Origin of the sequence: Streptomyces sp. W1SF4, assembly GCF_003950035.1 — a bacterium.
In the GTDB taxonomy this organism is placed as follows: Bacteria; Actinomycetota; Actinomycetes; order Streptomycetales; family Streptomycetaceae; genus Streptomyces; species Streptomyces racemochromogenes.
In genome coordinates this window covers 3,564,140-3,582,273 of sequence record NZ_CP034350.1, presented here as the reverse complement: position 1 = coordinate 3,582,273, position 18,134 = coordinate 3,564,140, and the positions used below count along the sequence as shown (strand labels likewise).

Here is an 18,134-nt window from a genome sequence, read left to right as displayed (position 1 = left end):
ATGTAGGGATCCGAGAGGAGGGACACCGGGGATGAGCACGAAGGACTTCGTCGAGAAGGACTACTACAAGGTCCTCGGTGTCCCGAAGGACGCGACCGAGGCCGAGATCAAGAAGGCGTACCGGAAGCTCGCCCGCGAGTTCCACCCGGACGCCAACAAGGGCGACGCCTCGGCCGAGGAGCGCTTCAAGGAGATCTCCGAGGCCAACGACATCCTCGGCGACGCCAAGAAGCGCAAGGAGTACGACGAGGCCCGCGCGCTGTTCGGGAACGGCGGCTTCCGCGCCGGTCCGGGCGGCGGCTCGTTCAACTTCGACCTGGGCGACCTCTTCGGGGGCACCCAGGCGGGCGGCCAGGGCGGCTTCGGCGGCGGCCTGGGCGACGTCTTCGGCGGCCTGTTCAACCGCGGCGCCGGCGCCGGTGCGGGGACCCGCACCCAGCCGCGCCGCGGCCAGGACATCGAGTCGGAGGTCACGCTCTCCTTCACGGAGGCCGTGGACGGCGCGACCGTGCCGCTGCGGATGTCCTCGCAGGCTCCCTGCAAGGCCTGTTCGGGCACCGGCGACAAGAACGGCACGCCCCGCGTGTGCCCGACCTGCGTCGGCACCGGCCAGGTTTCCCGCGGCAGCGGCGGCGGCTTCTCGCTGACCGACCCCTGCGCGGACTGCAAGGGCCGCGGCCTGATCGCGGAGAACCCCTGCGAGGTCTGCAAGGGCAGCGGGCGCGCCAAGTCCTCCCGGACCATGCAGGTCCGGATCCCGGCGGGTGTCTCCGACGGCCAGCGGATCCGGCTGCGGGGCAAGGGCGCGCCGGGCGAGCGCGGCGGCCCGGCCGGCGACCTGTACGTCGTCGTGCACGTCGGCACGCACCCGGTGTTCGGCCGCAAGGGCGACAACCTCACGGTGACCGTGCCCGTCACGATCGCGGAGGCGGCCCTCGGCGCCGACATCAAGGTCCCGACCCTGGGCGGCCCGGCGGTGACGCTGAAGCTGCCCCCGGGCACCCCGACCGGCCGTACGATGCGGGCCCGCGGCAAGGGCGCGGTCCGCAAGGACGGCACCCGCGGCGACCTGCTCGTCACGGTGGAGGTCGCGGTTCCGGCGGAGCTGTCCGACAAGGCCCGCGAGGCCCTGGAGATGTACCGGGACGCCACCGGGTCCGAGGACCCGCGCGCCCTCCTGTTCGAGTCCGCGAAGGGAGCATGACATGGACGGCCGCCGACGACAGCCCCGCTTCGGCGAGGGGGCCTACCAGCTCACCGACGAGACCCCGGTCTACGTGATCTCGGTGGCCGCCCAGCTCTCGGGCCTGCATCCGCAGACCCTGCGCCAGTACGACCGCCTCGGTCTGGTCTCGCCGGACCGTACGGCCGGCCGCGGCCGGCGGTATTCGGCCAGGGACATCGAACTGCTCCGCACGGTGCAGCAGCTGTCCCAGGACGAGGGCATCAACCTGGCCGGCATCAAGCGGATCATCGAACTGGAGAACCAGGTGGCCGCGCTCCAGCAGCGCGTCGCCGAGCTGTCCGCCGCCGTGGACGGGGCCGCCGCCGCGCTCCAGGCCCGCGAGGCCCAGGTGCACGCCTCGTACCGCCGCGACCTGGTCCCGTACCAGCCGCCGGTGCCGGGCAACGCGCTGGTCGTCTGGCGCCCCGCCAAGCGCCCGGGCGACTGACCGCGGCCCGGCCGCCGCAGCACGGTGAAGGCCCCGCAGGGCCCCTCCCGCACGAGGAGGGCCCCCTGCGGGGCCTTCCGCTCGTCCGGGGGCTCCTGGAGGCCGCCTGAGGGCCCCTGTCAGCCCTCGGGGAGCTGGGCCTGGCCCTGGCCATGCAGGATGCCGGACTGGGCGATGAGGTAGCCCAGTTGGGCCCTGCTGCCGCTGCCCAGGGCGGCGGCCAGCTTCGCGATGTGTGCGCGGCAGGTGCGTACGTTCATTCCCAGCCGGCGGGCGATCGCCTCGTCCACGTGGCCCTCGATCAGCAACTGCGCGATGGAGCGCTGCACTCCGGAGATACCATCCGGGTTGTGCGTGTACGTGACCTCGTCGCCCAACGGCACGGCCCTGCGCCAGAGTTGTTCGAAGACCTTGATGAGGTAGTCCACCAGGCCCGGGTGCCGCAGCTCCAGGGCCACCCGCCGGTCGTCGCTGGCGGGGATGATGGCCACCGTGCGGTCGAAGATCATGAGACGCTCGATCAGCTCCTCCAGCGTGCGGATCTCGACCTTTCCGGCCGAGATCCGGTCCACGTAGGCGAGCGTGCCCTGGCTGTGCCGCACCGTGTGCTGGTAGAGCGTGCGGATGCTCACCCCGCGGTCGATCATCGGCGTGGCCCGCTCCAGGGACTCGCTGAGCACGGAGGTCGGCCGGGCGCCACCCGGCTGGACGGTGAGGGCCTCGGTGTGGCACTCGGCGGTGGCCAGGTCGATGGCGGCGTTGATCTGGTCGAACCCCTCCAGCACCGTGATGGCGTGGGTGTTCGCGGGGCTCTGCGCGCTGATGGTGAGGAACGGCTCGAATGCGTCGGTGAGGTCTACGGCGGTGCGCCGGCGCTCCTGGATCTCGCGTTCGAGCGGATGGAGCCGTTGGGCCAGTGCGATGGACGGGGGAACCGCGCGCAGCTGGTTGGCGTCGTCCGGGTCGGGTCGCAGTAGCGCGAATTCGAGCAGGCAGGGGGCGTTCGCGACTTCGCCGCGGGCCACGCGGCCGGTGCTCAGGGCCGCCGCGTAGAGTCGCGCGCCCTCGGTGCACATCTCCGTGACGGGGTGGTGATGTGTCGGGTTTATGTCGCTCTTGGGCAAATCTCCACCCCCCAGGGTCCTGAACATGTAAGAACATGATGCATCGTCCCTGTGGCACTGACGTGCCTGAATGAGCCATCGTCTGACAGTGCGGGGGAGAGGATTCCATCAAGTGAGGACGAAGCCGACCATGTATAAGAGAATGCTTCGCTCGGCGCTTGCCGTTGTTTTCTCCGCCGTTGCGGTCTTTGGGGCGGTCGCAGCCGTCGACGGGGACACGGGAAGCGCTCAGGCTGCTGCCGGTCCGTCCGCCGGGACGGCCGTCGAGAGCGATTTCGGCTGGAACAGCACCCCTGCGAAGGCCTCCTCATGACCCCGGACGACCGCGACTTCCGCCGCGAAATGGCATCCGCGTACCGCTCCGGGTGGCAGTTCATAGACCTCGCCACGGCGATCCCCTACGCCGGCGATTCGTTGATGGTCACTCTTTTCGGCCAGCCGATCGTCGTCGTGCGCGAAGAGGACGAGGACGTCCGTGCCTACCGCTGTCTGCGCCGCCCCCGGGGCGCACCGCAGCCCGTCCGCTGCGAAGTGCGGTACGGCATGGTCTTCGTCAACCTCGACCAGCGTGACCACCAGCTGTTCGAGCCCGATATCACCACCGCCACCCCCCGCAGTGCCTGAGGCGATTCCCCCGTCGTTGCAGATCGCTCCAGGTGCTACCCCCACACAACGGCGCCATCGTGGACCTGACCACGATGGCGCCGTTGTGATGTCCGCGTCCAGTGGTCGAACCAGACAATCGCCTTGCGGGCCCCGGCCGGGGCCCGTCCCGAAGGCGCCCCGGGCCCGCCGGCTCAGGCCCGGCCCATGGCACGGTCGAGGGTGATCTCCAGGACCACCCGGTCCGGGTTGGGCGAGGGCGTCCGCCCGTACCGCTGCGCGTAGCGCGCCACGGCCTCGGCGACCGCAGCCTCGTCCGTACGGATCACCGCGCGCCCCTCCAGGGTGGCCCAGCGCCTGCCCTCCATCTGGCAGACCGCCACCCGGGCGCCGCCGCCGGCCGCCGCCAGGACGTTGCGGACCTTCTTGCTGTGCTTGTTGCTGATCACCCGCGCCAGCCCGGCCTCCGGGTCGTAGGTCACGCCGACGGGCACCACGTGCGGCGTGCCGTCCGGGCGCGGGGTGGTCAGGGTGCAGACGTGCCGCTCCCGCCAGAAGGCGAGGTACTCGGGCGTCGGGTTGAGTACGTCATGGGACATGGCCGAAGCGTACGCCCGCGTGTTCGCCGGACCGGCGGGAAGAATGGCCCCGAACGATGCCTTGAGTGGAATAGACTCAACTTTGCAGATGCTGAATCTGTCAGAGTGCGTATCCGGTCAGCCGCCGGGTGCGACGCGTCACGTACGCCCGCCGGAGAGGAGAACCCGAGAGTGGACGCCGAGCTGACCAACAAGAGCCGCGACGCCCTGAACGCGGCCACGAGCAGGGCCGTCAAGGACGGCCACGCCGACCTGACCCCCGCGCACCTCCTGCTGGCGCTGCTCGCCGGCGAGGACAACGAGAACGTCGTCGACCTGCTGGTCGCCGCCGACGCCGACCAGGCGGCCGTCCGCGCCGGCGCGGAGCGGCTGCTCGCCGCCCTGCCCAGCGTCACCGGCTCCACCGTCGCGCCCCCGCAGCCCAGCCGCGACCTGCTCGCCGTACTGGCCGAGGCCGACGCGGAGGCCGGCCGCCTCGGAGACGAGTACCTCTCCACCGAACACCTCCTCATCGCCGTCGCCGCCAAGGGCGGAGCCGCCGGTGAGGTCCTTTCCGCCCAGGGCGCCACGGCGAAGAAGCTGCTGGACGCCTTCCAGAACGCACGAGGAGCACGGCGGGTGACCACTCCCGACCCCGAGGGCCAGTACAAGGCCCTGGAGAAGTTCGGCACCGACTTCACCGCCGCCGCCCGCGACGGCAAGCTCGACCCGGTCATCGGCCGCGACCACGAGATCCGGCGCGTCGTCCAGGTCCTCTCCCGCCGCACCAAGAACAACCCGGTGCTCATCGGCGAGCCCGGCGTCGGCAAGACCGCCGTCGTCGAGGGCCTGGCCCAGCGCATCGTCAAGGGCGACGTCCCCGAGTCCCTCAAGGGCAAGCGGCTCGTCTCCCTCGACCTCGGCGCGATGGTGGCCGGCGCCAAGTACCGCGGCGAGTTCGAGGAGCGGCTCAAGACCGTCCTCGCCGAGATCAAGTCGAGCGAGGGCCAGATCATCACCTTCATCGACGAGCTGCACACCGTCGTCGGAGCCGGGGCCGGCGGGGACTCCGCCATGGACGCGGGCAACATGCTCAAGCCCATGCTGGCCCGCGGCGAGCTGCGCATGGTCGGCGCGACCACCCTGGACGAGTACCGCGAGCGCATCGAGAAGGACCCGGCGCTGGAACGCCGCTTCCAGCAGGTGCTGGTCGCCGAGCCCACCGTCGAGGACACCATCGCGATCCTGCGCGGGCTCAAGGGCCGCTACGAGGCCCACCACAAGGTCGTCATCAACGACAGCGCCCTCGTCGCCGCCGCCACCCTCTCCGACCGCTACATCACCTCCCGCTTCCTGCCCGACAAGGCCATCGACCTCGTCGACGAGGCGGCCTCCCGGCTGCGCATGGAGATCGACTCCTCGCCCGTGGAGATCGACGAGCTCCAGCGCTCCGTGGACCGGATGCGGATGGAGGAGCTGGCGCTGAAGAACGAGTCCGACCCGGCCTCCCTCGAACGCCTCGACAAGATCCGCAAGGACCTCGCGGACAAGGAGGAGGAGCTGCGCGGCCTCACCGCCCGCTGGGAGAAGGAGAAGCAGTCCCTCAACCGCGTCGGCGAGCTCAAGGAGCGCCTGGACGACCTGCGCGGCCAGGCCGAGCGCGCCCAGCGCGACGGCGACTTCGACACCGCCTCCAAGCTGCTCTACGGGGAGATCCCGCAGCTGGAGCGCGAGCTGGCGGAGGCCACCGAGGAGGAGGCCGCCGCCGGGACCTCGAAGAACGCCAAGAACGCGATGGTCAAGGACGAGGTCGGCCCCGACGACATCGCCGACGTGGTCGGCGCCTGGACCGGGATCCCGGCCGGCCGGCTCCTCGAAGGAGAGACCCAGAAGCTCCTGCGCATGGAGGACGAGCTGGGCCGCCGCCTGATCGGCCAGACCGAGGCCGTACGGGCCGTCGCGGACGCCGTGCGCCGCACCCGGGCCGGCATCGCCGACCCGGACCGCCCCACCGGCTCCTTCCTCTTCCTGGGCCCGACGGGCGTGGGCAAGACGGAGCTGGCCAAGGCCCTCGCGGACTTCCTCTTCGACGACGAGCGGGCCATGGTCCGCATCGACATGTCCGAGTACTCCGAGAAGCACAGCGTGGCCCGGCTGGTCGGCGCCCCGCCCGGCTACGTCGGCTACGAGGAGGGCGGCCAGCTCACCGAGGCCGTCCGCCGCCGCCCGTACTCCGTGGTGCTGCTGGACGAGGTCGAGAAGGCCCACCCCGAGGTCTTCGACATCCTGCTCCAGGTCCTCGACGACGGCCGCCTCACCGACGGCCAGGGCCGGACGGTGGACTTCCGCAACACCATCCTGATCCTCACCTCGAACCTGGGCAGCCAGTTCCTGGTGGACCCCGTCACCCCGGCCGAGCAGAAGAAGGCGCAGGTCCTGGACGTGGTCCGGGCGAGCTTCAAGCCGGAGTTCCTCAACCGCCTCGACGACCTCGTCGTCTTCTCCGCGCTGACCCGCGAGGAGCTGGCGCACATCGCCGAGCTCCAGATCGCCCGGCTCGCCAAGCGCCTCGCCGACCGCCGGCTGGCCCTGGACGTCACCCCCGAGGCCCTGGCCTGGCTGGCGGACAAGGGCAACGACCCGGCGTACGGCGCCCGCCCGCTGCGCCGCCTGATCCAGACGGCCGTGGGCGACCGGCTGGCCAAGGAGATCCTCTCCGGCGAGGTCCGCGACGGCGACACCGTACGGGTCGACGTGGCCGGCGAGGACCTGCTGGTCGGCCGGGCCCTGTAAGGGCCGCCGGGGCCCCGTGTCCGCCGGGAGCGGATCGCGGGTGCGGGGCTGGACACGGGGTAGGCGAGATGGGGGAGGATGGCTTCATCCGCACGAAGGGAAGTACACGGTGAGCATCGACCCGGCCTCGATTCCGAACTTCGGGGGTCAGCCCGAACCGCAAGGCCAAGGACCGGCGGGCCCCGTCGTCCCCGACCAGGACCTGGTCAAGCAGCTCCTGGAGCAGATGGAGCTGAAGTACGTCGTCGACGACGAGGGTGACCTCGCGGCGCCGTGGGAGGACTTCCGCACCTACTTCATGTTCCGCGGCGAGGGCGAGCAGCAGGTCTTCTCCGTGCGGACCTTCTACGACCGCCCGCACGCCATCGACGACAAGCCGCAGCTGCTGGAGTCGATCGACGACTGGAACCGCCGCACCCTGTGGCCCAAGGTCTACAGCCACACGCACGACGACGGCTCGGTCCGCCTGATCGGCGAGGCGCAGATGCTGATCGGCACCGGCGTCAGCCTGGAGCACTTCGTGTCCTCCACGGTCAGCTGGGTCCGCGCCTCGATCGAGTTCGACAAGTGGCTGCTGGAGCAGCTCGGCCTGGAGAAGGAGGTCGACTCCGCCGAGGACGACGAGAAGAGGGAGGAGGACGGCGAGTAGCCGTCCCTCCTCCTCCTGCGAGGCCCCCGGCCCCGCGGGCCCTACAGGGGTACCTCCGCCATGAGCAGCAGGTACGCCCCGTAGCCCCACGAGAGCCCGGCCAGGCCGGCGGTCACCGCGACCGCCGTGCGCGGCCGGGCTCTCGCCACGGCGGCCGCCACCGGCAGCAGCAGCGGGAACGCGGGCAGCAGGAAGCGCGGCTTCGACTCGAAGAAGCCCGCCCCGCCGAAGGTGATCACCAGCAGCGTCGCGGTGTACACGAGCAGCGGCAGCGGGGTCCGCTCCAGTACGGCCGCCACCGCGAGCAGCGCGGCGGCGGCGAGCACGGCCAGCGTCACCGCGACGGGGATGGTCACGGGCCCGCCGGACAGGGCCTTCCAGGCCGTCTCCAGGGTCGCGCCGCCGAAGTCGAAGCGCGAGCCCCACTGCCGCTGGACGGCGAAGTAGCCCAACGGGTCGTGGCGGTGCGCCCCCACGGCCAGGACGTACGAGGCCCAGCCCGCCGGCGCGAGCAGCCCGGCCGCCCACACCCGGGGCTCGCGGCCCCCGCGCACCAGCAGCTCCCGCAGGGCCAGGACGGTCACGGCGGCGGCGACGGCGATCCCGGTGGGCCGGGTCAGACCGGCGAGCGCGGCCAGGGAGGCCGCCCACAGCCAGCGCCCGCGCAGCAGCGCGTACAGCGACCAGGCGGCCAGCGCGCACAGCAGGGGCTCGGTGTAGGCGAGGCCCAGCACCACCGCGTGCGGCAGCGAGGCCCACAGCACGACGAGCAGCACCCCGGCCCGCGCCCCGAGCAGCAGCTCGCCGAGCCGGTACACCCCGACGGCGGCAGCGGCGGCGGCCGTCCAGGACACCACGAGCCCGGCGACGGGGCCGCCGCCGGTGAGGTCCACCAGCAGCGGGTACAGCGGGAAGAAGGCGTAGTCGCTCTGGATGGAGTCGGAGGCGGGCCACATCTGGGTGCGGCCGTAGCCGCGGGCGGCGATGGAGAGGTACCAGAAGGAGTCCCAGGAGCCGCCGAGCACCTTCACCGGGTCCTTGCCGGCCCACCAGGCGCCGAGGGCGACGACCAGCGCACCGGTCCCGCGCACGGCGGCGAACGCCCCGAGCGCGACCCCGGCCGACCAGGCCGTCCCCCGTCTTCGTCCGGTCCGCCCGGGGGCGGACGCCACCTGTCCCGTCGGCGCGTCCATGCCGGGCCTCAGAGCCGGCGGAGGCGTTCCACGGCCTCCTGGAGGACGTCGGTCCGCTTGCAGAAGGCCCAGCGGACCTGGGTGGCACCGGCGGACTTGTCGTCGTAGAAGACCTGGTTCGGGATGGCGACGACCCCGCACCGCCCGGGCAGGGCGCGGCAGAAGGCGAGTCCGTCCTTCTCGCCCAGCGGCGAGACGTCCGTGGTGATGAAGTACGTGCCCTGCGGGCGGAAGACCTCGAATCCGGCGGCGGCGAGCCCGTCGGAGAGGAGGTCGCGCTTGGCGGCGAGGTCCGCGCGGAAGCCGTCGTAGTAGGAGTCGGGGAGGGCGAGGGCCTCGGCGACGGCGTACTGGAAGGGGCCGGAGGACACGTACGTCAGGAACTGCTTGGCGGAGCGGACCGCCGAGACCAGCGCGGGCGGGGCGGTGATCCAGCCGACCTTCCAGCCGGTGAAGGAGAAGGTCTTGCCGGCGGAGGAGATGGTGACGGTGCGTTCGCGCATGCCGGGCAGGGAGGCCAGCGGCACGTGCGCGCCCTCGAAGACGAGGTGCTCGTACACCTCGTCGGTGACGACGAGGAGGTCGCGCTCGACGGCGATCTCGGCGATGACGGCCAGTTCCTCGCGGGTCAGGACGGTGCCCGTCGGGTTGTGCGGGGTGTTGAGCAGGAGCAGCCGGGTGCGCGGGGTGACCGCGTCGCGCAGGGCGTCGAGGTCGGGGCGGAAGTGCGGGGCGCGCAGGGTGAGCGGGACGCGGACCGCGCCGGCCATGGCGATGCAGGCGGCGTAGGAGTCGTAGAAGGGTTCCAGCGCGATGACCTCGTCGCCCGGTTCGAGGAGGGCGAGGAGGGAGGCGGCGATGGCCTCGGTGGCGCCGGCGGTGACGAGGACCTCGGTGTCCGGGTCGTAGGACAGGCCGTAGAAGCGCTGCTGGTGGGCGGTGACGGCGGTGCGCAGTTCGGGGATGCCCGGGCCGGGCGGGTACTGGTTGCCGCGGCCGTCGCGGATCGCGCGTACGGCCGCTTCGGCGATCTCGGCGGGGCCGTCGGTGTCGGGGAAGCCCTGGCCCAGGTTGATCGACCCGGTGGCGGCGGCCAGCGCCGACATCTCCGCGAAGATCGTGGTGCCGAAGGCGGCGAGGCTGCGGTTGAGGTAGGGGCGGCTGCTGTGGCCCGCGGGTGCGCTCATGGGCGTCATCCTCGGGGGAACCTCTGGAGTTGCTCAAGTGTGCTTTCGCGGCTTTGGCCTGCGGGCATCCCCCCTGCACGCGGGCCACGGGGGTGCCGCGACCCGGGCGACCGGGGTGTGGGAAGGAGGCGGGGCCGTGTCCCTCGTCCTGATTCTCGTGGTGCTGGCGGTCGTGGGCTTCGTCGTCCTGGTGGCGCGTTGGGGCGGCTCGGGCGGCGGCGGGTCCGCTGGTGGCAGTGGTTCCGGGTCCAGCTGGTGGGCCGGCGGCGGCGGGGGCTCCTCGTCCTCCTGCGGCTCCTCCTCGTCCTGCGGTTCGTCCTCGTCGTGCGGCTCCTCGTCCTCCTGCGGTGGCGGGGGGTGCGGGTCCAGCTGACACTGGTACGTGCGCCGCGGGCCAGGGTCCGCGCCGTGTGCGGAAAGCGCGCGTACCCCGTGTGGACAAGACGCCCGGCGGGGACAACTTCCTTCGGGCGTCTTCTTGTTCGGGCGGCCACTACGGCGTACGGGCGGCGTCGTGTTGAACACGTGAACCGTGAAGCCCCCGGGGGGATGTAAACCCCGTCAAGTTGGGTAAAAACGCTGTGAGTGCCGTGCCTTTCATGATTCCCTCGGTTGAGTAGACCAGTCTCCGGACCTCCCGGGACTTCCTGTGGACCCGTGCCGGTGTCCCCCCACCCGTTGACTACCGCTGGCGGGCCCCGGCCCATCTCCCTCGCGCGTTTGCGGAGCCGACTCATGCTCACGACCCTCCAGACCACCTACACCGACACGCGTGCCGCCGATCTCGCCTGGGCCCTGGGACGCGACCGGCTGCCCGCCCTGGCCGTACTGAACCTCCAGCTCGCGGACGCGAAGGTGGAGTTGCGCCTGCTCGGGGCCTCTCACCAGGTGCTCCTGGAGGAGGGCGAGGTGCTCTGCTCGGAGACGGTCGCCTGTATGCCCGGCAGCAGTACGCCGCTGCCGCTCGGCGTCGCGAAGCGGGTGGGGGACTGGGAGTACGAGTTCGCCGCGCGGGTCGAGACCCTCTCCCGGGGGTCCTTCGCGGGACGGGCGCAGGAACTGCTCGCGCTGGTCGCGGATCACCCGAACGGGCTAGCCGGTACCTTCCCCGGTGACCCGCACGCGTTCACCGCGATGCTCGCGCAGCGGCACGAGGGCCAGGTCCGCTGGCGCACCTGGCACGCCTATCCGCAGGAGGGCCAGCTGGTGGCCACCCGCACCCGGGTGGGCGTGCGCATGGGCGCCCCCGTCCAGGTCACGGCCTAGCCGCAAGGACCCGTGCGATTACGCCAACCGGCCTGATCAACAAGGCACTTGCACCCATGTGGGTGACAGGGTGTCGGTGGGCGGTGACGTACGGTTCGCTGCATGATCGACCGTTCCGCCCCCCGCGGGGTGCTCCCGGCGGCGGAGCCGCGGGGCGTGCAGACCGTCCAGGCCGCCCTGCCCGTACGCCCCCGGACCGGCCGACTCCTCGTGCTGGCCACGGTGTTCGTCTGCGCCGCCTGCGGGCTCGTCTACGAGCTGGAACTGCTCGCCCTCGGCTCGTACCTCATCGGCGACTCCGTCACGCAGGCGTCGGTCGTCCTGTCCGTCATGGTCTTCGCCATGGGCGTCGGCTCCCTCCTCGCCAAACGCCTGCGGCACCGGCCCGCCTTCGGGTTCGGCGCCATCGAGGCCGCGCTCGCCCTGCTCGGCGGCTTCTCCGCCATGACCCTGTACGCCTGCTTCGCCTGGCTGGGGGAGTCCCGGCCGGCCCTCGTCGCGTTCTCCTTCGGCATCGGGGTCCTCATCGGCGCCGAGATCCCGCTGCTGATGGTCCTCATCCAGCGCATCCGCAGGCAGGACGCCGGCGGGGCCGTCGCCGACCTCTTCGCCGCCGACTACGTGGGCGCCCTGGCCGGCGGGCTCGCCTTCCCCTTCCTGCTGCTGCCCGTCCTCGGCCAGCTCACCGGAGCCATGCTGACCGGCACCGTGAACGCCGTCGTCGGCGGCGGACTCGTCCTGTGGCTGTTCCGCCACGACCTCAGCAGACGCTGCCGCTGGCTGCTGGTCACCGCCAACGCGACCGTCCTCGCGCTCCTCGCCTGCGCGACCGTCCTCGTCGACGACTTCGAGCGGGCCGCGCGCACGGCCGTCTACGGAGCCGAGGTCCGGGTCGCCGCGCAGACCGGCGTGCAGGAACTGGTGCTGACCGGGCCGCCGACCGGCTCCCCGCGCTCCCTGGACCTCTTCCTGGACGGGCGGCTGCGGGTCAGCGGCTACGACGAGTACCGCTACCACGAGGCCCTGGTCCATCCCGCGATGACCGGCCCGCACGCCCGCGTTCTGGTCCTCGGCGGCGGCGACGGCCTCGCCGCACGCGAGGTGCTGCGCTACCGGGACGTCGCCTCCGTCACCGTCGTCGAGCTCGACCCCGGCGTGGTCCGCCTCGCCCGCACCGACCCGATGCTCTCCGCGCTCAACGCCGGCGCGTACGCGGACCCGCGCCTCGGCGTCGTCACCGAGGACGCCTTCCGCTGGCTGCGCGGGCCCGCCGCGCGGGACCGCTTCGACGTCATCGTCTCCGACCTGCCCGACCCCGGCATCACCCCGAGCACGAAGCTGTACTCGCAGGAGTTCTACGGGCTCGCCGCGCGGGCCCTGAAGCCGGGCGGGCGGATCGCGGTGCACGCCGGCCCCCTCACCACGAGGCCGCGTACGTACTGGACCGTCGAGTCCACCCTGCGCGCGGCCGGACTGCTCACCACCCCGTACAGCACGGGCGGCCGGCTCTCCGGCTTCGCCGCCGGGCCCGACCGCACCCAGGGCGCGGCCGACGCGACGCCGCAGGACTGGGGCTTCGTGCTCGCCGCCCGCGACCGGGTCCCCGAGCTGCGCGTGGACCGCGACACCCCCGCCCTGCGGGCCGTGTCCACCCGGGGGCTGCAGGACGCGGCCCGGGAGGCCGCCCGCGGCCGGCCCTCCGCCGGACTCCCGCCGTCGACGCTGCCGCATCCGCGATACCACTGACCCGTGGCGTCGTGTCCGTGTGCAGGGGCGGGCACTCTCGGTAGGCTCGGCCGCATGGAGCATCAGGTGTTCGTTCCGGTACCGGCACAAGACGTCCGCGCCGTGCTGCGCGACCCCGCCCGGGTGGCCCGCTGCGTCCCCGGGCTCCAGCAGGACGCCGACACCGCCTCCGGGCCGCTGGCCGGGCGGCTCAAGGTGCGGGTCGGCGGCCACACCGTGACCTACCGGGGAACCCTGGCCCTCACCGAGCGGGACCCGGACCACTTCACCGCGGAGGGCGAGGGCAGCGAGGTGCGGGGCAGCGGCACCGTCACCCTCGTGCTCGTGCTGCGGCTGGTCCCGCACGACGGCGGGACCCTGCTGGAGTTCAGTGGCGGGGCCACCGCCGACGGCCGGGCCGCCGCCTTCGACCCCGGGGCCACCGCCACCGCCGCCGGGCGTCTCCTCGACCGCTTCGCAGCCAACCTGGCCGGCGCGGCCGGCACCGGGAGCGAGGCCGCCGCCGAGACCTGGCGCGACGGGGAGGGACCCGACGCGGCCGGACCCGGTGGGGCGGGATCCGACGCGGCCGGACCCGAGGGGGCGGATCCAGGCGTGGCCGGACCTGAGGAAGCCGGATCGGACGGGGCCCTGCCGTCCGTGCCGCCGGTGTTCGGGACCGAGGTGCCGCCGTCGTCCCTCGACCCCTTCCTGGACGGCGAGTTCGCGGACTTCGCCGCCTTCGCCGAGCCTGAGGAGGAAGCGCCCGGCGCGGGCCCCGCCGGCTCCGGGCGTCCGCCGGCCGAGGCCGCCCACGCCCGCCGCACGATGATCGGCCGCAGCGCCGAGGAGGTCGACCACGCGCCCCCGCGCGGCCGTTACGCCCCGGTGCCGGCGCCCTCCGCCTCCGACGGCGGCAACGGCCTGCGCTGGGTCGCCCCGGCCGCGGCCCTGGCCCTCGCCTCGGCGGTCGTGGTCGGAAGGGCGTTGCGCCGCCGTCGCTGACGAGCCGTAGGGTCGCCGTATGACTACGCGACTGGGCGCCGGCGGCGCCGACATCACCATCGATCAGGAAAACGGCTGCCGGGTCAGCGGTCTGCGCGTCGACGGCATCGAGCTGCTGCGGCAGGGCCCGAAATACGGGGCCTTCCCGATGGTCCCGTGGTGCGGGCGCACGGCGAACGGGCGCTTCCACGACGGCGCCGCCGTCCACCAGCTGCCGCTCAACCACCCGCCGCACGCCATCCACGGCTTCGCCCGGGACGCAGCCTGGAAGACGGCCTCCGCGACCGGGACCACCGCGGCCTTCACCTACGACCTCACCGACCCCTGGCCCTACTCCGGCCGGGTGACGCAGCTCTTCGAGCTGGGGCCGGACGCGTTGACGATCCGCCTGGGCGTGGAGACGTACCAGGACTCCTTCCCGGCGCAGGCGGGCTGGCACCCCTGGTTCAACCGGGTCCTGACCGAGGGCGGGGAGCCGGCCCGGATCGGCTTCGACCCGGCCTGGCAGGAGGAGCGCGACGAGGACCACATCCCCACCGGCCGCCGCACCGACCCGAAGCCCGGCCCCTGGGACGACTGCTTCGGCATGCCCTACGGGGTCGACGTCACCCTCACCTGGCCCGGTCAGCTGGAGCTGAAGGTCACGAGCCCCGCCGAATGGGTGGTCGTGTACGACGAGGAGCCCGAGGCCGTCTGCGTCGAGCCGCAGTCCGGCCCGCCGAACGGCCTCAACACCCTCCCGCGCCTGGTCACGCCGGTGGACCCGCTGGAGGTCTCCACGACCTGGACGTGGCGACGCCTCGGCTGACCGGCACCCCCTAAGCTCGACGTCATGACTGACGTACGCGATGCGCTTCTGCAGCAGATCAAGGACAAGGCCGTCGTGCACGGCAAGGTGACGCTCTCCTCCGGCAAGGAAGCCGACTACTACATCGACCTCCGCCGGATCACCCTCGACGGCGAGGCCGCCCCGCTGGTCGGACAGGTCATGCTGGACCTCACCGCCGACCTGGAGTTCGACTGCGTCGGCGGCCTGACCCTGGGCGCCGACCCGGTCGCCACCTCGATGCTGCACGCCTCCGCCGCGCGCGGCGAGCGCCTGGACGCCTTCGTCGTCCGCAAGGCGCAGAAGGCCCACGGCATGCAGCGCCGCATCGAGGGCACCGAGGTGAAGGGCAAGCGCTGCCTGGTCGTCGAGGACACCTCGACCACCGGCGGCTCCCCGCTGACCGCCGTCGAGGCGGTCCGCGAGGCCGGCGGCGAGGTCGTCGCCGTCGCCACCATCGTGGACCGCGGCGCGGCCGACGCCATCGCCGCCGCCGGCCTGCCCTACCTCACCGGCTACCAGCTCGGGGACCTGGGCCTCGCCTGACCTGCGGCTTTCCGGACGGGCGGGGTGTTTCACGTGAAACACTCCGCCCGCTTCGCCGACCGGGGGGTGACAGGCGGGGTGGAGTGTTGCGCCGAGTCTGGAAAGATAGGCGCGACGGCGACGTCGCCCCCAGGTCAGGGCCCGCAATAAGCACACTCCCCGCACATCCAAGGAGCGGACAGATGCCCATCGCAACCCCCGAGGTCTACAACGAGATGCTCGACCGGGCGAAGGCAGGCAAGTTCGCCTACCCGGCCATCAACGTCACCTCGACCCAGACCCTGCACGCCGCGCTGCGCGGCTTCGCGGAGGCCGAGAGCGACGGCATCATCCAGATCTCCACCGGTGGTGCCGAGTTCCTGGGCGGCCAGTACAACAAGGACATGGTGACCGGCGCGGTCGCCCTGGCCGAGTTCGCGCACGTCGTCGCCGCCAAGTACGACGTCACGGTCGCGCTGCACACGGACCACTGCCCCAAGGACAAGCTGGACGGCTACGTACGTCCGCTCCTGGAGGTCTCCGCCGAGCGCGTCGCCCGCGGCCTGAACCCCCTCTTCCAGTCGCACATGTGGGACGGTTCCGCCGAGACCCTGGCCGACAACCTGGCCATCGGCCAGGAGCTGCTCGCCAAGGCCGCCGCCGCGAAGATCATCCTCGAGGTCGAGATCACCCCGACCGGCGGCGAGGAGGACGGCGTCAGCCACGAGATCAACGACGAGCTGTACACCACCGTCGAGGACGCGATCCGCACCGCCGAGGCCCTGGGTCTGGGCGAGAAGGGCCGCTACCTGCTGGCCGCCTCCTTCGGCAACGTGCACGGCGTCTACAAGCCGGGCAACGTGGTCCTGCGGCCGGAGCTGCTCAAGGACCTGCAGGCCGGCGTCGCCGAGAAGTTCGGCAAGGCCTCGCCGTTCGACTTCGTCTTCCACGGCGGCTCGGGCTCCACGCCCGAGGAGATCGCCACCGCGCTGGAGAACGGCGTCGTGAAGATGAACCTCGACACCGACACCCAGTACGCCTTCACCCGCCCGGTCGCGGACCACATGTTCCGCAACTACGACGGTGTCCTGAAGGTCGACGGCGAGGTCGGCAAGAAGTCCACCTACGACCCGCGCACCTGGGGCAAGCTGGCCGAGGCGAGCATGGCCAAGCGCGTCACCCAGGCCTGCGCCGACCTGCGTTCCACGGGTACCAAGCTGAAGTAGGCGGCGAGGACCCGGAAGGGTTCGCCGGGACCTGGGAGAGGGGTCCGCCGGTCCGACACGGGCCGGCGGGCCCCTCTCTGCGTGCGGGGTGGTGGATTCGCGGGGAATTCGCCCGAGGTGACATACGTCGGTGGACGGGCGGCGGCGCGATGGTGTGGAATCTACTACCCAGAGAAACGTACCCGTGGGGATGTAAAACCGGCGGGCCAGGAGAGGCGACGCCAGCGATGAGGACACAGCGACCCCAGGTCAAGCAGGAGAGGGCGGTGCGCACGCGCCGGGCGATCCTGGAGGCGGCCGCGCTGGTCTTCGAGGAGCAGGGCTACGACACGGCCAAGCTCTCCGACATCGTCAAGATCGCCAACGTCACCAAGGGCGCGCTGTACTTCCACTTCGAGTCCAAGGAAGGCCTGGCCCAGGCCGTCATCGACGCGCAGAACGAGGCGCAGCCGCAGATGCTGCCGCAGCGGTTCAAGGCGCAGGAGTTCGTGGACATCGGGATGGTCTTCTCGCACCAGCTGCGGCACGACGCCCTGATGCGGGCCAGCACCCGGCTCACGCTGGACCACGCGGGCCGGGGCCTCGACCGGGTGACCCCGTACCAGACCTGGATCGAGCTGCACGTCCCGCTGCTGGAAGAGGCCCAGCGGCGCGGGGAGCTGCTGCCGAACGTGGACCCCCGGGTGCCGGCGCGCCTGATCGTGGGCGCGTACGCGGGCCTGAACACCATGTCCTACACGCTCGGGCTGGACATGGACGTCCAGGTCTCGGAGCTCTACACGCACGTGATGCCCGCCGTGGTGGTCCCGGCCGTGGCGATCCGGCTGGACACCGCCCCCGGCCGGGGCGCGCGGGCCCTGTACGGACCGCAGGGCGCGCACGCGTGCCGGCACGGCTGCGCGGGCGGGGTGCCCCCGCAGGAGGAGGAGGCCTGACTCCGACCGGCCCTCCCTCTTCCCTGAAAGATCCTCCCGGGTATTATTTTTCCGCTGGCCTGCCCAGGGAGATCACTGTGGACATTGAGGTACTCGGCACACCGCGGGTCATCGAGAACGGCGTGCCCATCACCGCCCCCACGCCGGAGTCCCGGCACGTCCTGGCGGTCCTCGCCGCCTGTCCCGACCGGGTCGTCCCCGCTTCCGTGCTCGCGGACGAGCTGGCCCGCCGCGTCCCGCCCGAGCACGCCCACGCCGCCCTGCACACCGCCGTACGCCGCCTGCGCGAGCGTTTCGCGCAGGCGCTGGGGGCCGGCTCGGTACGAACTCCCGAAGCCGTGCTGGCCACCCGGCCCGGCGGGTATCTTCTCGACACCGCCGGCGGCCGCTGCGACGTCCGCGACTTCGAACGCGAGGCGGGCGCCGGATACCGGGCCATGGAACGCGGCGACCACGAGCAGGCCGCCGCGCGCCTGCGCCGGGCACTGGACCTGTGGACCGGCCCCGCCCTGGACGGCATCGACGCCGGGACCTGGCTCCGCCGCCGCATCGCCTGCCTCGACGCCGACCGGGTCTCCGTGCTCGGCCAGTGGGCCGAGGCGGAGCTCGCCCTCGGACGCCACCGCGAGCTGCGCCTCGCCCTCGCCGTCCTGCGCGGCTCCGGGACCGGCCGCCCCGGCGGCGCCTACCTGGCGGCGCTGCGCCGGGCCGAGGCCCGCGTCGACGCCGCCGGCAGGGCCCGCCCGGCCCCCGGCCCCTCCCTGACCGGCGCGGCCCGCCGCTGACCGGGGCCCGTGGCCGGGCCCGCGCCCGGACCGGGGCCTCT

At 72.5% G+C, this 18,134-nt stretch carries 18 protein-coding genes; 14 read left to right on the top strand and 4 right to left on the bottom strand.

Annotated elements, in window-relative coordinates:
* Positions 1–31: 31 nt before the first annotated feature.
* On the top strand, positions 32–1,204 hold the full coding sequence (dnaJ, locus tag D1J60_RS16585) for a molecular chaperone DnaJ (protein ID WP_125595494.1): 1,173 nt from the start codon (positions 32–34) through the stop codon (positions 1,202–1,204).
* A gap of 1 nt (position 1,205) precedes the next feature.
* Complete coding sequence (locus tag D1J60_RS16580; RefSeq protein WP_125821617.1) at positions 1,206–1,673, top strand: helix-turn-helix transcriptional regulator; 468 nt, start codon at positions 1,206–1,208, stop codon at positions 1,671–1,673.
* Positions 1,674–1,792: 119 nt separating this feature from the next.
* Here the strand turns inward: D1J60_RS16580 and D1J60_RS16575 are convergent, their stop codons facing one another.
* Entirely contained in the window at positions 1,793–2,824 is a 1,032-nt protein-coding gene (locus tag D1J60_RS16575) for a helix-turn-helix transcriptional regulator (RefSeq protein ID WP_125595492.1), read from the bottom strand.
* Positions 2,825–3,106: 282 nt separating this feature from the next.
* Between D1J60_RS16575 and D1J60_RS16570 the strand changes: the two genes are divergently transcribed.
* Entirely contained in the window at positions 3,107–3,421 is a 315-nt protein-coding gene (locus D1J60_RS16570) for a hypothetical protein (RefSeq protein WP_030228709.1), read from the top strand.
* A gap of 173 nt (positions 3,422–3,594) precedes the next feature.
* Here the strand turns inward: D1J60_RS16570 and D1J60_RS16565 are convergent, their stop codons facing one another.
* On the bottom strand, positions 3,595–3,999 hold the full coding sequence (locus D1J60_RS16565) for a TIGR03618 family F420-dependent PPOX class oxidoreductase (protein WP_125595491.1): 405 nt from the start codon (positions 3,997–3,999) through the stop codon (positions 3,595–3,597).
* Positions 4,000–4,170: 171 nt separating this feature from the next.
* On the opposite strand from D1J60_RS16565, the gene clpB reads away from it, so the two are divergent.
* Positions 4,171–6,771, top strand: a complete 2,601-nt coding sequence (gene clpB / locus D1J60_RS16560; RefSeq protein WP_125821616.1) for an ATP-dependent chaperone ClpB — start codon at positions 4,171–4,173, stop codon at positions 6,769–6,771.
* Positions 6,772–6,880: 109 nt separating this feature from the next.
* The gene (locus tag D1J60_RS16555; protein WP_125595489.1) at positions 6,881–7,420 is read left to right on the top strand and encodes a YbjN domain-containing protein; all 540 of its coding nucleotides are present in this window, start codon (positions 6,881–6,883) and stop codon (positions 7,418–7,420) included.
* 41 nt (positions 7,421–7,461) lie between these two features.
* Here D1J60_RS16555 and D1J60_RS16550 read toward each other — a convergent pair whose 3' ends face one another.
* Positions 7,462–8,613, bottom strand: a complete 1,152-nt coding sequence (locus tag D1J60_RS16550) for a hypothetical protein (RefSeq protein ID WP_241253297.1) — start codon at positions 8,611–8,613, stop codon at positions 7,462–7,464.
* An 8-nt stretch (positions 8,614–8,621) separates the two neighbouring features.
* Positions 8,622–9,809 carry a pyridoxal phosphate-dependent aminotransferase gene (locus tag D1J60_RS16545; protein WP_125595488.1) on the bottom strand — a complete coding sequence of 396 codons (1,188 nt, stop codon included), beginning with the start codon at positions 9,807–9,809 and terminating at the stop codon, positions 8,622–8,624.
* A 127-nt stretch (positions 9,810–9,936) separates the two neighbouring features.
* Between D1J60_RS16545 and D1J60_RS16540 the strand changes: the two genes are divergently transcribed.
* The 9 genes from D1J60_RS16540 (at position 9,937) to D1J60_RS16500 (ending at position 18,093) form a co-directional block, all read left to right on the top strand.
* Complete coding sequence (locus D1J60_RS16540; RefSeq protein WP_125821615.1) at positions 9,937–10,173, top strand: hypothetical protein; 237 nt, start codon at positions 9,937–9,939, stop codon at positions 10,171–10,173.
* Between the two features lie 362 nt (positions 10,174–10,535).
* A complete protein-coding gene (locus tag D1J60_RS16535; protein WP_125595486.1) occupies positions 10,536–11,066 on the top strand; it encodes a DUF2617 family protein in 531 nt (176 codons plus the stop codon).
* Positions 11,067–11,168: 102 nt separating this feature from the next.
* The gene (locus D1J60_RS16530) at positions 11,169–12,812 is read left to right on the top strand and encodes a polyamine aminopropyltransferase (protein ID WP_241253296.1); all 1,644 of its coding nucleotides are present in this window, start codon (positions 11,169–11,171) and stop codon (positions 12,810–12,812) included.
* Positions 12,813–12,866: 54 nt separating this feature from the next.
* Positions 12,867–13,796, top strand: a complete 930-nt coding sequence (locus D1J60_RS16525) for an SRPBCC domain-containing protein (protein WP_125821614.1) — start codon at positions 12,867–12,869, stop codon at positions 13,794–13,796.
* Between the two features lie 19 nt (positions 13,797–13,815).
* On the top strand, positions 13,816–14,604 hold the full coding sequence (locus tag D1J60_RS16520; protein WP_125821613.1) for an aldose 1-epimerase: 789 nt from the start codon (positions 13,816–13,818) through the stop codon (positions 14,602–14,604).
* Between the two features lie 24 nt (positions 14,605–14,628).
* Positions 14,629–15,168 carry an orotate phosphoribosyltransferase gene (gene pyrE / locus D1J60_RS16515; RefSeq protein WP_007265023.1) on the top strand — a complete coding sequence of 180 codons (540 nt, stop codon included), beginning with the start codon at positions 14,629–14,631 and terminating at the stop codon, positions 15,166–15,168.
* A gap of 182 nt (positions 15,169–15,350) precedes the next feature.
* Positions 15,351–16,373 carry a class II fructose-bisphosphate aldolase gene (fbaA, locus tag D1J60_RS16510; RefSeq protein WP_125595483.1) on the top strand — a complete coding sequence of 341 codons (1,023 nt, stop codon included), beginning with the start codon at positions 15,351–15,353 and terminating at the stop codon, positions 16,371–16,373.
* A gap of 227 nt (positions 16,374–16,600) precedes the next feature.
* Positions 16,601–17,308: a ScbR family autoregulator-binding transcription factor gene (locus tag D1J60_RS16505; RefSeq protein WP_241253295.1), complete on the top strand. Its 708-nt coding sequence runs from the start codon at positions 16,601–16,603 to the stop codon at positions 17,306–17,308.
* A gap of 77 nt (positions 17,309–17,385) precedes the next feature.
* Positions 17,386–18,093, top strand: a complete 708-nt coding sequence (locus D1J60_RS16500; RefSeq protein WP_164720911.1) for a BTAD domain-containing putative transcriptional regulator — start codon at positions 17,386–17,388, stop codon at positions 18,091–18,093.
* Positions 18,094–18,134 lie beyond the last annotated feature (41 nt).

Bases quoted from the DNA above. Each gene is read 5' to 3' on its own strand.
- D1J60_RS16525 (WP_125821614.1), top strand. From the start codon at position 12,867: ATGGAGCATCAGGTGTTCGTTCCGGTACCGGCACAAGACGTCCGCGCC.
- D1J60_RS16535 (WP_125595486.1), top strand. From the start codon at position 10,536: ATGCTCACGACCCTCCAGACCACCTACACCGACACGCGTGCCGCCGAT.
- D1J60_RS16520 (WP_125821613.1), top strand. From the start codon at position 13,816: ATGACTACGCGACTGGGCGCCGGCGGCGCCGACATCACCATCGATCAG.
- dnaJ (WP_125595494.1), top strand. From the start codon at position 32: ATGAGCACGAAGGACTTCGTCGAGAAGGACTACTACAAGGTCCTCGGT.
- D1J60_RS16530 (WP_241253296.1), top strand. From the start codon at position 11,169: ATGATCGACCGTTCCGCCCCCCGCGGGGTGCTCCCGGCGGCGGAGCCG.
- D1J60_RS16545 (WP_125595488.1), bottom strand. From the start codon at position 9,809: ATGACGCCCATGAGCGCACCCGCGGGCCACAGCAGCCGCCCCTACCTC.
- D1J60_RS16575 (WP_125595492.1), bottom strand. From the start codon at position 2,824: ATGTTCAGGACCCTGGGGGGTGGAGATTTGCCCAAGAGCGACATAAAC.
- D1J60_RS16570 (WP_030228709.1), top strand. From the start codon at position 3,107: ATGACCCCGGACGACCGCGACTTCCGCCGCGAAATGGCATCCGCGTAC.
- D1J60_RS16505 (WP_241253295.1), top strand. From the start codon at position 16,601: ATGAGGACACAGCGACCCCAGGTCAAGCAGGAGAGGGCGGTGCGCACG.
- fbaA (WP_125595483.1), top strand. From the start codon at position 15,351: ATGCCCATCGCAACCCCCGAGGTCTACAACGAGATGCTCGACCGGGCG.
- D1J60_RS16550 (WP_241253297.1), bottom strand. From the start codon at position 8,613: ATGGACGCGCCGACGGGACAGGTGGCGTCCGCCCCCGGGCGGACCGGA.
- pyrE (WP_007265023.1), top strand. From the start codon at position 14,629: ATGACTGACGTACGCGATGCGCTTCTGCAGCAGATCAAGGACAAGGCC.
- D1J60_RS16580 (WP_125821617.1), top strand. From the start codon at position 1,206: ATGGACGGCCGCCGACGACAGCCCCGCTTCGGCGAGGGGGCCTACCAG.
- D1J60_RS16565 (WP_125595491.1), bottom strand. From the start codon at position 3,999: ATGTCCCATGACGTACTCAACCCGACGCCCGAGTACCTCGCCTTCTGG.